This window comes from Nonomuraea sp. 10N515B, assembly GCF_052245915.1.
Taxonomy (GTDB): Bacteria; Actinomycetota; Actinomycetes; order Streptosporangiales; family Streptosporangiaceae; genus Nonomuraea.
Genome location: NZ_JBQQBQ010000045.1, coordinates 25,461 through 38,342 on the forward strand (window position 1 = coordinate 25,461; position 12,882 = coordinate 38,342).

15 protein-coding genes are annotated in these 12,882 nt (G+C 69.8%); 7 read left to right on the top strand and 8 right to left on the bottom strand.

Features of this window, described 5'->3' with window-relative positions:
- Position 1 precedes the first annotated feature (1 nt).
- Positions 2–1,054, bottom strand: a complete 1,053-nt coding sequence (locus tag ACTWQA_RS42480) for an energy-coupling factor ABC transporter permease (protein ID WP_443164548.1) — start codon at positions 1,052–1,054, stop codon at positions 2–4.
- A 296-nt stretch (positions 1,055–1,350) separates the two neighbouring features.
- Positions 1,351–1,698: an ArsR/SmtB family transcription factor gene (locus ACTWQA_RS42485; protein WP_443164549.1), complete on the bottom strand. Its 348-nt coding sequence runs from the start codon at positions 1,696–1,698 to the stop codon at positions 1,351–1,353.
- A 79-nt stretch (positions 1,699–1,777) separates the two neighbouring features.
- Between ACTWQA_RS42485 and ACTWQA_RS42490 the strand changes: the two genes are divergently transcribed.
- Entirely contained in the window at positions 1,778–2,887 is a 1,110-nt protein-coding gene (locus ACTWQA_RS42490) for a cation diffusion facilitator family transporter (protein ID WP_443164550.1), read from the top strand.
- Between the two features lie 48 nt (positions 2,888–2,935).
- Here the strand turns inward: ACTWQA_RS42490 and ACTWQA_RS42495 are convergent, their stop codons facing one another.
- Positions 2,936–3,163 (bottom strand): hypothetical protein, encoded by a 228-nt coding sequence (locus tag ACTWQA_RS42495; protein ID WP_305919103.1) that lies wholly within the window; start codon positions 3,161–3,163, stop codon positions 2,936–2,938.
- Between the two features lie 242 nt (positions 3,164–3,405).
- Between ACTWQA_RS42495 and ACTWQA_RS42500 the strand changes: the two genes are divergently transcribed.
- Positions 3,406–4,056: a spondin domain-containing protein gene (locus tag ACTWQA_RS42500; RefSeq protein WP_443164551.1), complete on the top strand. Its 651-nt coding sequence runs from the start codon at positions 3,406–3,408 to the stop codon at positions 4,054–4,056.
- 66 nt (positions 4,057–4,122) lie between these two features.
- Here the strand turns inward: ACTWQA_RS42500 and ACTWQA_RS42505 are convergent, their stop codons facing one another.
- Positions 4,123–4,773, bottom strand: a complete 651-nt coding sequence (locus tag ACTWQA_RS42505; RefSeq protein ID WP_305919105.1) for a response regulator — start codon at positions 4,771–4,773, stop codon at positions 4,123–4,125.
- Positions 4,770–6,008 carry a sensor histidine kinase gene (locus tag ACTWQA_RS42510; RefSeq protein ID WP_443164552.1) on the bottom strand — a complete coding sequence of 413 codons (1,239 nt, stop codon included), beginning with the start codon at positions 6,006–6,008 and terminating at the stop codon, positions 4,770–4,772. Before ACTWQA_RS42510 ends, ACTWQA_RS42505 begins: the two co-directional genes overlap by 4 nt.
- A 166-nt stretch (positions 6,009–6,174) precedes the next feature.
- Between ACTWQA_RS42510 and ACTWQA_RS42515 the strand changes: the two genes are divergently transcribed.
- The 4 genes from ACTWQA_RS42515 (at position 6,175) to ACTWQA_RS42530 (ending at position 10,210) form a co-directional block, all read left to right on the top strand.
- Positions 6,175–6,333: a hypothetical protein gene (locus tag ACTWQA_RS42515; protein ID WP_443164553.1), complete on the top strand. Its 159-nt coding sequence runs from the start codon at positions 6,175–6,177 to the stop codon at positions 6,331–6,333.
- Positions 6,334–6,337: 4 nt separating this feature from the next.
- Complete coding sequence (locus ACTWQA_RS42520; RefSeq protein WP_443164554.1) at positions 6,338–7,030, top strand: ABC transporter ATP-binding protein; 693 nt, start codon at positions 6,338–6,340, stop codon at positions 7,028–7,030.
- Between the two features lie 8 nt (positions 7,031–7,038).
- Complete coding sequence (locus tag ACTWQA_RS42525; RefSeq protein ID WP_443164555.1) at positions 7,039–9,468, top strand: ABC transporter permease; 2,430 nt, start codon at positions 7,039–7,041, stop codon at positions 9,466–9,468.
- A gap of 136 nt (positions 9,469–9,604) precedes the next feature.
- Positions 9,605–10,210 carry a dihydrofolate reductase family protein gene (locus tag ACTWQA_RS42530; RefSeq protein WP_443164556.1) on the top strand — a complete coding sequence of 202 codons (606 nt, stop codon included), beginning with the start codon at positions 9,605–9,607 and terminating at the stop codon, positions 10,208–10,210.
- On the opposite strand, the gene ACTWQA_RS42535 is transcribed toward ACTWQA_RS42530, so the two are convergent.
- Both ACTWQA_RS42535 and ACTWQA_RS42540 read right to left on the bottom strand, forming a co-directional pair.
- Positions 10,171–10,944: a hypothetical protein gene (locus tag ACTWQA_RS42535; protein WP_443164557.1), complete on the bottom strand. Its 774-nt coding sequence runs from the start codon at positions 10,942–10,944 to the stop codon at positions 10,171–10,173. The two genes, ACTWQA_RS42530 and ACTWQA_RS42535, sit on opposite strands and share 40 nt — an antisense overlap.
- Positions 10,941–11,363: an ArsR/SmtB family transcription factor gene (locus ACTWQA_RS42540; RefSeq protein ID WP_443164558.1), complete on the bottom strand. Its 423-nt coding sequence runs from the start codon at positions 11,361–11,363 to the stop codon at positions 10,941–10,943. The genes ACTWQA_RS42535 and ACTWQA_RS42540 overlap by 4 nt, the downstream gene beginning before the upstream one ends.
- Before the next feature lie 117 nt (positions 11,364–11,480).
- Between ACTWQA_RS42540 and arsM the strand changes: the two genes are divergently transcribed.
- On the top strand, positions 11,481–12,254 hold the full coding sequence (gene arsM / locus ACTWQA_RS42545) for an arsenite methyltransferase (protein ID WP_443164559.1): 774 nt from the start codon (positions 11,481–11,483) through the stop codon (positions 12,252–12,254).
- Here arsM and ACTWQA_RS42550 read toward each other — a convergent pair whose 3' ends face one another.
- Positions 12,255–12,848 (bottom strand): DUF305 domain-containing protein, encoded by a 594-nt coding sequence (locus tag ACTWQA_RS42550; protein ID WP_443164560.1) that lies wholly within the window; start codon positions 12,846–12,848, stop codon positions 12,255–12,257.
- Positions 12,849–12,882 lie beyond the last annotated feature (34 nt).

The window sequence follows — 12,882 nt, forward strand, 5'->3', positions numbered from 1 at the left end:
TTCACGATTCCGGCGTCAGTGGCTCGGCGGCTGACCGGCGGCGCGCTCTGCGTCGCAGCGCCCAGGTCACGCCGGCGCCCACCCCCAGTGAGATCGCCACTCCCAGTGCGCCGGCCAGTCCTGTGGACAACCGTTCGTCATCGACGCCTTTGACGCTGTAGTCGGCGAACGCCGAGTTGTCCAGCGGATGATCTTGCGCTTGGGACAGGAACCCGAGGTCGGTTGCCACCCGTTCGAGACCGTCAGGATTCGCCGAGGCGTAGAAGCTCACCAGTCCCGCGAGCACGACGGCGGCGGCGACCCCGCCGAGGAGAAACGGCCGAAGCCGCGGAGCCGCGCGATGGCTTCCCTCCGCAGGCCGAACAGGAACCATCTCACCGGAGGCGGTGCGCAGCATCGCGGGCCTGACCAGGCTGCGCGCCCCATAGACCAGGTCGGGCCGTACGGCCAGCACGGTACTGACGGTCAACGCGGTGATCGCGCCTTCGCCCAGGCCGATGACCACGTGGACGCCGCCCATGGCCGCGGCGACCGTGACGGGATCGATCGAGGAGGTCCCGCCGATGGCATACAGTCCCGTGAAGGCCAAGGCGGACATCGGGACCGACACCATGGCGCCGGCGAAGGACGCCACGACCACGCCGGTACGGTTGCGCGGCGCCAGCTTGCCGACCGCGCGGAAGATCCCGTATCCCGTGAGGACGGTCACCAGCCCCATCAGGCAGATGTTGATGCCCAGGGCCGTCAGTCCTCCGTCGGCGAAGAACAAGGCCTGCACCGTGACCACCACAGCGATGCACAGGACTCCCGTATAAGGTCCGACGAGGATCGCGGCCAGAGCTCCTCCGATCAGGTGGCCGCTTGTCCCGGCGCCGACGGGAAAGTTCAGCATCTGGACGGCGAAGACGAAGGCGGCCACCAGCCCGGCCAGCGGAGCCATCCGGTCGTCCAGTTCGTCTCTCGCCTTACGCAGGCAATAGGCGACGCCGCTGGCGGCCACGACGCCCGCGGCAAGGGACATCGGGACGGTGAAGAAGCCGTCGGGTACGTGCACGAGATCCTCCGGGATTGCTTCCCAAGCGCCTGGCTTCGCCGCGCTCACTCGTCGCCGCCGTAGCAGCGCTGGTTTCGGGCCGAGCTCACCCGGGGGGCAGTGATCACCGGAACTGCGGGCGGGTCAGCGCCTTGCCGGGCTGACCCGTAAAGATGTACGCACTCGCGAATATGTCATCCAGGCGACGGCCGCAGCCCCGTTTCCCCGCGGACCACACGGAATCCGAGTCCCGGCTTGAGAGTGTCTTTGATGATCGACACGGCGCTCTCCGGCCGATGCGTCTGAGCCCGGCCGGATCACTCGTGCCGCGGGATCCTCGACACCTCGTGATCGGCATGATGAACCGCCTCGGCGATCAAGGCTCGAATGTGGGCGTCGCGGGCACGGTAGAGAACCCGCCGCCCCTCCCGGCGACAGGCCACCAGCCCAGCCAGCCGGAGCTTGGCCAGATGCTGGGACACGGCGGGCCGGGCCGCTCCCACCGCTGTGACGAGGTTGCCCACGTCGTGCTCACCGTGAGCCAGGGCCCACAGCAGGCGCAGCCTGGTGGCGTCGGAGAGCATCCGGAAGGCCGCGACCGCCACCTCCACCTGAGCGTCGGTCGGTGGGGCGCCGGTCGATTGGCCGCCATTGTGCTGCTGCATGGTCGACGCACCTAACATGTGCTTGCGTGCGCATACGAATACATATTGAAGGGGATATCCGTACTGTCACCCGCGCTCCATGAGACAGGACGAGGAGCAGCAGATGAGCGTGCCCAGCCGCCCAGGACCCTCCCGCGAGCAGGACCACGACCACAGCCATGGACATGGTCACGGACATGGCCACGACGAGCATGACCACGGATCCCCCAGCCGCACCCTAGGGGAACGGCTGCGTCATGTGGTGACGCCACACAGTCACGACGCGGCAGCCCGGACCGATCACGCATTGGAGACCAGCCGCCGCGGCATGCGCACCCTGGCGATCTCCTTCGCCGTCCTCACCGTCACCGCTCTCGCCCAGGTCGTGATCTTCGCGAGGTCGGGATCGGTGGCCCTGCTCGGTGACACCCTGCACAACTTCGCCGACGCCCTGACCGCCGTGCCCCTGGCGATCGCCTTCACGGTGGGCCGCCGCATGGCTTCGCGCCGGTTCACCTACGGGTACGGCAGAGCCGAGGACCTGGCCGGCATCATCATCGTGCTGATCATCGCCGCCTCGGCGGGCCTGGCCGGATACGAGGCCGTCAAGCGCCTGATCAACCCACAAGACGTGGAGGCGCTCGGCTGGGTCGCCGCCGCAGGAGTCATCGGCTTCCTCGGCAACGAGCTGGTGGCCCGCTACCGGATCAAGGTCGGCCGCGAGATCGGCTCCGCGGCGCTGGTCGCCGACGGCCTGCACGCCCGCACCGACGGCTTCACGTCACTGGCCGTGCTGCTCGGAGCAGCCGGAGTATGGGCCGGCTGGCCGTACGCCGACCCGATCATCGGCCTGCTCATCACCATTGCCATCCTCTACGTACTGCGTGACGCCGCCCGCGAGGTCTACCACCGGCTGATGGACGCCGTCGACCCCGCGCTGATCAGCAAGGCCGAGCAGATCGTCGCCGAAACCACCGGCGTGCGCCGCGTCGGCTCCCTGCGCATGCGCTGGATCGGCCACTCCCTCCGCGCCGAGGTCGACATCGTGGTGAGCCATAAACTCTCCCTGGTCGAGGCGCACGCCGTAGCAGTGGAGGCCGAGCACCGGCTCATCCACGACCTCCCGCGGCTGCAAGCCGCCACCGTGCACGCCGACCCCGACGGGCCCGACGGCACCGACCACCACGCCGCCCTGGTCATCCACCGGTAGATCACCTCACCTCGACCTCCGTAGTCGACTACCGGCCCGCGCGGAGCGTCACACGCTTGGGCCGAACGGCAGGCCCTTCTCGGCCTTGGCCACGCAGTCCGGGCACACCGGCAGGTCCACCGACCGAGCCACGGCCTCCGGGGTGGCCGGACGCATCGTCCCCAGGACGGTGAAGCCCGGCGGGAGCCCGGTTGCCAGATCCACCAGGAACGTCGTCACCTCCGCGGGGTCGTAGTCGAACTCCCGCTTGCATGCGTAGCAGCGACCGGTCTCCATAGCCCCGCCTTTCCGTCGACAGCCAGCCTACGTCGGCGGCCAGTCCGAACTCTTGGCCTTCACCGCCGGCGCCCGTGTCTCGAGCCGGCGAGTCGGCGGGTCGGCGAGTCGGCAGGCCGGCGGCTGTGACGCGGCACGTGCCGTAATGGCCCGTAATCACCAGGTAAGCCATGCGTAAGATCTTGAAGGCGGATATGGCCATAACGTCCTGTGCGTCACATCCACCCGAAGGAGCACACGTGATGCGCCCTGTCCAACTGTTCGCAGGCCTGACCGCCCTCTGCGCCGGTATGGTCGCCCTGCCTGCCGCCGCACAGGCGAAACCCATGACGACGTGGACGGTGAAGATCCAAAATCTGACGCCGCCCGGATCCCAGCCGCTGTCACCGCCCGTGGTGGTCGTCCACTCGCCCAGCGTCCATGTCTGGCAACTCGGCCGGTTCGCCAGCCGTGGCGTCGCCGCGGTGGCCGAGGACGGCGACGCGCCGACGCTGATCAAGGAGATCTCCAAGCGGCAAGGCGTGCGTGACGCGTTCGCCGCGGCCAGCGCTCCGATCGCGCCGGGCCAGAGTGCGACGTTCCAGGTCAAGGTACGGCCAGGCGACCGAATCAGCGTCGTCAGTATGCTCGTCAACACCAACGACGGCTTCACCGGCGTGGACGCGTTGCGGCCTGGGCCGGGCTCGATCCGGACCATGGCCTACGACGCGGGCAGCGAGAAGAACCTCGAGACCAAGGCCACCATCCCCGGTCCCTGCTGCGGCAACCCGATGGTGCGTGCGCCCGAGAGGAGGCCGATCAGCAAGCACAAGGGGATCATGGCCTGTGGCGACCTGGACCGCGAGACCTACGGCTGGACCGGCCCGGTCGCCAAGCTGACCTTCGCGAGTTGACGATCCAGGCGCCACCCGAGGAAACTCCGGCCGTGCCACACCGGAGACAGCCGTTGCGTTCGTTGTCTACGGCCGGTTGAGGCCGGTCTCGTAGGCGAAGATCACGGCCTGGATGCGGTCGCGGAGGCCGAGTTTCATCAGGATGCGCTTGACGTGCGTCCTGATCGTCGACTCCTCGACGAGGAGTGCGGCGGCGATCTCCCGATTGGACAGGCCACGCGAAATGAGCCCGAGGACCTCGCGCTCGCGTGGTGTCAGCCCCTCGAGCTTGGCCTGATCGCTGAGGTCGGGAACCGGCTGGCGGGCCATGCGGTCGATCACGCGACGGGTGACCGACGGGGACAGCAGTGAGTCGCCGGCGGCGACGGTGTGCACGGCGGCGATCAGGTCCTCGGGCCGGGTGCGTTTGAGCAGGAAACCGGAGGCGCCGGCCCGCAGGGCGCCGAAGATGTAGTCGTCCTGTTCGAAGGTCGTGAGGATCAGCACCTTCGTGTCAGGGGCGATCCTGGACAGCTCGCGGGTGGCGGCGATGCCGTCCATGTCGGGCATGCGTACGTCCATCAGGACGACGTCGGGCGCAAGTCTGCGGGTCCGGTCGACGGCTTCCCGTCCGGTCGACGCCTGGCCGACGATCTCGATGGCGGGATCGGCGGTGAGAAGCTCGGCGAGCCCGGCACGCATCAGGTCGTCGTCGTCTGCGATCAGCACCCGCGTCACGCGTGGTGACCCCTGTCGGGAAGCGAGGCGTGGAGCCGGAACGTGCCGCCCGCCTGCTCGGTGTCGAGGCTGCCGCCGAGCAGGCGGGCGCGCTCGAGCATGCCGATCAGTCCATGTCCTCCGCCGGATCGGGGTGTGCCGCCGGCGCGCACCGGGTTGGTGACGGTGAGCTCGACCGTCGCCTCCCTGAACATGATCTCGACCGTAGCACTGCCGGTTCCGTGACGGGCGGCGTTGGTCAGGGCTTCCTGAAGGATCCGGTAGACGGTTCGATCAGCGGTGGCGGCGAGGGGCCGGGATCGGCCCGCGGATGTGAGCATGACCTCGAGTCCGGTCGCGGTGTGGCGGGCGATCAACGTGTCGAGCGAGGCGAGTCCTGGTGGCACCTCCACGGCGCCGTTCGCCGGGGTGGGCTCGCGGAGCGTGCCGACGACCTGATCGATCTCCGCCGCTGTCTGCCGGGCGAGCTCTTCGATCGTCTCCAGGGCGCGGAGCGAACGATCCGGGTCCTGGTGGTGCCGCAGCCGGGCGGCGCCGGCCCGGACGGCGATCAGGCTGATCGCGTGGCCGGCCGCATCGTGCAGGTCGCGGGCGATCCTGGCGCGTTCTTCTGCGACGGCGAGCTGCCGGTCGCGTTCGGCCTGCTGGGCGGTGAGCAGGGCGCGCTGTTCGAGGGCGGCCATCTGCTCGCGCCGCAGGCGGGTCCGCTCGCCGGCGAACCACGCGACGGCCCAGGCGAGGCCGGTGTGGAGGAGCTCGAGCGAAGGGAAGCCGGCCTGCGCGACGGCGGCCGCGCTCATGTACGCCGCGAAGACGCCCACGACGATGCCGGTGGTGTGCATGGTCCAGGGCGCCGCACGATCGCGGCTCGCGGCAAACAGGTAGAGCGCCACCGTGGGGCCGAGCGTCACGGCGGCGGGGCCGAGTATCGCGGCCGCGGGACCTCCTATCGGCTGGTCCGGGTAGCCGATGCCGGCCATCGCCACGCTCGCCGCCGCGGTCGCCAGGAAGACGCCGAGGGTGAAGCGCCGCCAGAGGAGAAGCGGCAGCGCCGAGAACGTCGCGAGCACGGCGCCGACCAGGTCGAGGTCATGCGCATCGAGGCGAGCGGCGCCGCCGTGGCTGAGCCTGGCCAGCGAGGCGGCCAGGACGACGGCCGTGATGGCCGCGTCGAGGATCGTTCGCGAGCTCGGCCGGGTCACGAAAAGGCTGCGGGCGGTGGTTGTCAATGGCATAGGCCCTGCGAGCGTAACGCCTGCGCCGGTGGCCGGTCGTCGCCCTACGGGGGGATCCGTGTGGACGCGATGGGGACGGACGAGTTCCTCTCGCGGGGCGTTTCGCGCGTTCTGGATGATCCGTAGCTTGACGACACGTGACACAGGACAACGTGAGGACGCCCACATGAGCGAGTCCGGTAGGCCGCGGTGGGTGAAGGTGCTGGCGCTCGTCGCGGCCATCGTGATCGTGCTGCTCATCGCCGTGATGCTGCTGGGTGTCGGTGGCGGTGGGCACACGCCCATGCGCCACGGCGCGCCCGGCCTCTCGTACGAGGGGGTCTGAGGCCATGGAACGCGTGATTCACCTCAGCGACGTGCTCAAGACATACCCGTTGAGCGCGGGCGAGGTCGTCGCCGTCGACCATCTCGACCTGGAGATCGGGGCGGGCGAGTTCGTCGCGATCGTGGGGCGGTCGGGCAGCGGCAAGACGACGCTGCTCAACCTGCTGGCCGGCATCGACCGCCCCACCTCGGGGACGGTCCAGGCAGCAGGCGCAGATCTCGGCGCGCTGTCGGAGTCCGGGCTGGCCGCCTGGCGGGGCGCCAATGTGGGGCTGGTCTTCCAGTTCTTCCAGCTGCTGCCGACACTGACCGTCGCGGAGAACGTGATGCTGCCGATGGACTTCGCCGGGAAGATCCCGATCGGTGAGCGGCGGGATCGGGCCGTGCGGTTGCTCAAGCAGGTCGGCATCGGCGACCAGGCCGACAAGCTGCCCGCCACGTTGTCGGGCGGACAGCAGCAGCGTGCGGCGATCGCCCGGGCCCTGGCCAACGATCCGCCGCTGCTGCTCGCGGACGAGCCGACGGGCAACCTCGACTCCGCCACCGCGGATGCCGTGCTGAAGCTGTTCGCCGACCTGAACGGCGAAGGTCGGACCATCGTCGTGGTCACGCACGAACGCGACATCCGCTCGATCGTGGGCCGCGAGATCACGCTCGTGGACGGCCGCGTCGTCAGTGACGAGGGGGTCAGGAAATGAGTGGGCTGATGACGGTCAAGCTGCGCCGGGATCTGCGCGCGGCCTGGCCGCGGTTCGTGCTGATGGTGATCGCGATCGCGGTCAGCCTGACGGTGTTCGGGGGCGTGCTCAATGCGTGGTCGGCCATTGGAAGGGAGACCAGCGGTGCGTACATGAGCACCGAGCCCGCCTCGGCGACGATCGTTCTCGACCGTGATCTCGACCCCCAGCGGATGGCGGCGATCGCGGCCCAGGCACGCGAGCGGCCGGGGGTGCTCGAGGCCACGGCGCGCGCCCAGTTCGACGGCGGGATCGAGGTCAACGGCAGCAAGCTGGACGTCGCGCTGCAGGTCTTCGTGGCCGCGCCCGACGACCCGATGCGGATGGTCAAGTTCGACGTGGGGCAGGCAGGCAGCTGGCCACCGCCGCCCGGCGAGATCCTCATCGGACAGGATTCCCTCGGCCTGCTGGGCGTAGCGGTCGGCGACACGATGACCGTCACGACCCCGAGCGGCGATCCCGTACGGCTGCGCGTGGCGGGAACGGTGTATGACCCCAGCCTCGCCCCCTCACCCCAGGAACAAAGGGGGCACGCCTACCTGTCCACCGCATCGCTGTCCACGCCCGGACTCGACCAGTTGAAGATCCAAGTCGCCGATCCCGGCACGACGGAGCCGAGCCGGGACCGCGATGCGGTGGTCGCCGTGGCGGGCGCGGTCAGCACATGGCTGCAGCGCGAACACGGCCTGGCGATCAGCGAGATCCAGGTTCCCGAGCCGTACGCGCACCCGCACCAGTGGCAGGCCGACGTGCTGCTGTTGTCGCTGCTGGCCGGCGGCGCCGCCGCGCTGCTGCTGTCCACGGTCCTGGTGGCGAACATGCTCAACAACCTTTTCACCCAGCAGATCCCGCAGATCGGCATCATGAAGGCGATCGGCGCGGGGGCCGGCCGGATCGCCCGGCTCTACGCGGCGATGACGTTGTCGGTGGCCGCGGCGGCCACGCTGCTGGCGTTCGGGCCCGCCGTTTTCCTTGGCCAGGACCGGCTCAAGGGCCTGCTCGAGATGCTCGGCGTCCAGCCGGTCAGCCTGGCCGCTCCTTGGTGGAGCTACGCGATCATGCTCGCCGTCGGCCTCGGCCTCCCACCGCTGATGGCTCTGGTGCCGCTGGTCAAAGCCAGTCGCATCACCGTACGCGCGGCCATCGACCATCACGGGCTCGCAGCCAAGGCGAGCGCGGCAACCGGTGTCCTGGCCCGGTTGAGCCGCCTGCGCCGTCTCGACCGCGGCCTGCTGATGGCGCTGCGCAACACCGTCAGGCGGCCGGCCCGGTTCTGGCTCTGCGTCGGTCTCCTGGCCGGGGCGGGCTCGGTGTTCGTTGCCGGGATGTCCCTGACTTCCGGCACGCAGGCGGTCGAGGAGGAGAAGCAGGCGCTGCGCTACTGGGATGTCGAGGTGAAACTGGCCGGCCTCACCGAGGCGGACACCGTCGCCGGCGCGGTCGGGCGCGTGCCCGCCGTGACCAGGGTGGAGACGTGGCAACGGGTCCAGGTCGGCATCGCCGCCCAAGGGCGGCTACCCGTCACCCGTACCTATCCCGACCAGGGTCACGGCAGCATCGCGTTGAACACGCTGATCGCCGGCCGCCCGGCGCCGCGGCTGTTGGAGGGACGCTGGCTGAATCCGGGTGAGACCGGCGCGGTGGTGCTCAACCAGAGCGTCCGTGCCAAGACCGTCCCCGGCCTCGGGGCCGGCGACAACGTCCTGCTGTTCATCGAGGGCAAGCCCACCACCTGGCGCCTGGCCGGCATCGTCGAGGAACGCGAGGGAGCCGGTGGCGGCGTCTACACCACGGCCGAGGGGCTCGCCGCCGCCACCGGGCAGCCGCAGCGGGTCAACCAGGTCCGCGTCATCACCGGCAGCCACGACGAGCCCACGCGCGACGCGGTCGCCGCCTCCGCCCGTACGGCACTCGCGGGCGCCGGCGTCACGGTGGAATCCGCGGCGTCGATCAGCAGGACCGAGGCCGCCTCGGCAGGGCACCTGGGCCCTGTGCTCCTGGTGCTGCTGGGGATCGCCGTGCCGCTCGGAGTGCTCGGCGGCATCGGCCTGGCCTCCACGATGAGCACCAACGTCCTCGATCGGATCCGGGAGTTCGGCGTCATGCACGCCATCGGAGCACGGCCCAGAGCCGTCCGCCGCGTCGTGGTCGCCGAAGGCGTCTTCCTCGCGCTCACCAGTTGCGTGCTGGCGATCCTGCCGACGCTCGGGCTCACCGCGGTCCTCGGCGCCGGGCTGGGCAACCTCTTCAACAACGCGCCGCTGCCGTACCGGATCTCCGGTCTCGCGGTCGCCGTCTGGCTCGTGCTGGTGATCCTCGGCGCCGCGCTGGCCACCGACGCGGCGGCGACCCGGGCCTCCCGCATCACGGTACGAGAGGCCCTCGCCTACACAGGATGACAACGCCGATCCCCAAGGAACCGTCGGAACCTGACCAGAGGGAGACCTTAAGCGATCCGTAAGCAGGTCCCGCGAGGCTATAAGCACATCAGATCGGCCGGGCCGGACGGCCCAGCCCCTTCCTTGGAGGACCAGCATGAGGACGATCGCCGCAAACCTGTTCATCTCACTCGACGGGGTCATCGAGGACCCGCAGGACTGGCATTTCCCCTACTTCAACGACGAGATGGGCGCCGCCGTGACGGAGCAGATGGCCGACACCCTGCTCCTGGGACGCAAGACCTATGACAGCTTCGCCGGAGCATGGCCGGAGCGGGAGGCCGAGGGCGGCGAGGACGCCGGCTTCGCGAAGACGCTCGGCGACGCACGGAAGATCGTCGTGTCGCGCCAGCCTCTGGAGTTCACCTGGCGGAACTCCGAGCTGCTCCAGGGCGACCTGGTGGAGGCCGTGACCGCGTTGAAGAGCGAGCAGGGCGGCCGCATCGCCATGAGCGGCTCGGTCTCGGTGGTCCGCCAGTTGCTGACCGCTGGGCTGCTGGACGAACTGCACCTGCTGGTGCATCCGATCGCCGTCCGCAAGGGCGAGCGCCTGTTCGACGAGGGCGACGACCCCATCCCTCTGGAGCTGATCAAGTCCGAGACGTTCACGACCGGTGTGCTGTACCTGGTCTACCGGCCTGCCAAGGCGGCCGGCGACGTTTCCTACGACGACGCCAAGGCCCACCTGTCCCAGGGCGAGTAGCTGCGCGAGTTCTTGCCGAGGGCCTTTCGATTATTCGGCCTCGCGGGTAGGCGAGCAGCACCCGTCGTGGGCAGTGCTGCCGGAGGCGGCGGCGGCCGGAACGGCGCAGCAGGCGTCCCCCCGCCAGGCCTCTCGGCCTTCCTTGACCGCGATGGCGGCGATGACCAGGGCGGCGATCGGATCGGCCCAGGACCAGCCGAACAGGCTGTTGAGCGCCAGCCCGACGAGGAGCACACACCGGACAGGTAGGTGCACAGCAGAGTCTGCTTGGAGTCGGCGACGGCGGAGGCGGAGCCGAGTTCGCGGCCGGCGCGGCGCTGCGCCTGCGACAGGAACGGCATGACGACCAGCGACAGGGCGGCCAGGATCAGGCCCGCCGTGGAGTGCTCGGCTTCACCGACGCCGAGCAGCGCTCGGACGGCGTCGAAGCTGACGTACGCGGCCAGCGCGAAGAAGGAGATGGCGATGACGCGCAGCGCCGCCCGTTCCCGCTTCTCGTGGTCGGCGGTGGAGAACTGCCAGGCCACCGCGGCGGCGGAGGCGACCTCGACGATCGAGTCGAGGCCGAAGCCGATGAGGGCGGCCGAAGAGGCGATCGTGCCGGCGGTGATGGCCACCGCGGCTTCGATCACGTTGTAGGTGATGGTGGCGGCCACCAGCAGCCGGACGCGGCGCTGCAGCAGCGCGCGCCGTGCCGGGGACGGGCCCAGGCCGGGCAGGTTGACCGCGGTCATGCGACCGCCTCCCCCGCCGGCTGCCCGCGGTGGTCGCCGGTGACGCCGATCGGGCGGGCGGCGCCCGGGGCCGGGCAGAGCGTGACCGCGTGGCCGGTGGCGGCCAGCAGTTGCTCGGCCGAGGCGAGCAGGTCCATCAGCTCGGGCCTGGTGAGGGAGTAGAAGGACTGGCGGCCCTCGGCGCGGTAGTCGACCAGGTGGCAGTCGCGCAGGCAGGCCAGGTGCTTGGAGATGGTCGACTGGGCCAGGCCCAGCTCGGCGACGAGGTCCACCACGCGGGCTTCGCCGCGGGCCAGCCGTTGCACGATGCGCAGCCGGTTCTGATCGGCCAGGGAGTGGAACAGCGCGGCCGCCGGGAGAATGCCGGCGGCGATGTCGGCGCCGACGCAGGGGCCGACATCATCACTATCAATCGCCATACAGCGATAGCAAGCAGCGCGATCGGTCTGGCTTCTGATTCGACAGACTTCTATATTGACATGTCTCCAATCAGAGCGGATGCTTGATTCGATAGACATCGATACAAGGAGCCTGTGATGAGCGAGCAGTCCGTCCAACTACGCGAGCAGGTACGGGAGCGGTACGCGGCGGCCGCGACGGCGGTCACGGCCGGCGGAGCCGCCTGTTGCGGTCCGCAGGAGATCGAGGAGGGCTTCGGCGCGGCCTTGTACGCCGCCGACGAGCGAGAGGGCCTGCCCGCCGAGGCGGTGGCGGCCTCACTGGGCTGCGGCAACCCCACGGCGGTCGCCGAGTTGCGCGAGGGCGAGCGAGTACTGGATCTGGGCTCGGGCGGCGGCATCGACGTGCTGCTGTCCGCCCGCCGGGTAGGCCCGGCCGGTAAGGCGTATGGGCTGGACATGACCGAGGAGATGCTCGCCCTGGCACGCGCGAACGCCGCCAGGGCGGGCGCGGCGAACGTGGAGTTCCTCAAGGGCACGATCGAGTCCATCCCGCTGCCGGCCGCCAGCGTGGATGTGGTCATCTCCAACTGCGTCATCAACCTGTCGGTGGACAAGGACGCGGTGTTCGCCGAGACCTTCCGGGTGCTGGTGCCCGGCGGCCGCCTCGGCGTCTCCGACGTCGTCGCCGACGACGCCCTCGCCCCAGCCCAGCGGGCCGAGCGCGGCGACTACGCCGGCTGCATCGCCGGCGCCCTGTCGTTCGCCGAATACCTGGCCGGGCTGCGGGCAGCCGGGTTCACCGGCATCACCATCACCTCCACCCACCAGGTCGCCGACGGCATGCACTCAGCCATCGTCCGCGCCGTCAAGCCCGCCGAGACCGGCCAGGGCGTCCCGGCGACCGATTGATCAGAGCCGGTCGAGGATCTTCCGCAGCTGCTCCACCTCGGCCTGCTGCGTGGTCTCGATCGTCTTGGCCAGCTCCTTGACCTGCGGGTTGGAGCCGTCGGCCTGCTCAGTGCGGGCCATCTCGATCGCGCCCTTGTGATGGGCGATCATCTGCTCGGCGAACAGCTTGTCGAATCGCTTGCCCTTGGCCGCCTCGAGCTTCTTCATGTCCTGCGCGGACATCATGCCCGGCATGCCGTGCCCCATGTGCCCTTCAGGGTCGGACTCGGGTTTGCCCCACTCGGTCAGCCAGCCCCGCATGGTCCGGATCTCCGGATCCTGCTCCGCCTTGATCTTGGCCGCGAGCTCCTTGATCTCCGGGTCGCTCGCCCGCGTCGCGGCCAGGTCGGCCATGTCGACCGCCTGCTCGTGATGCGGGATCATCATCCGCGCAAACGTGACGTCCGCGTCGTTGAAGGCAGCCGAAGGCGAAGCGCCTGTGGTGGTGGCGGCAGGGGCGCTGCTGCCCACCTTCTGGTGTCCGGCCATCGAGTCGCTCGTGCCGCCGCAGGCGGTGAGCAGGGCGAGCGCCCCTGCGGCAACGATGACGGACATGGTGCGGTTGATATGCATGGTTGCTTGGTCTCTC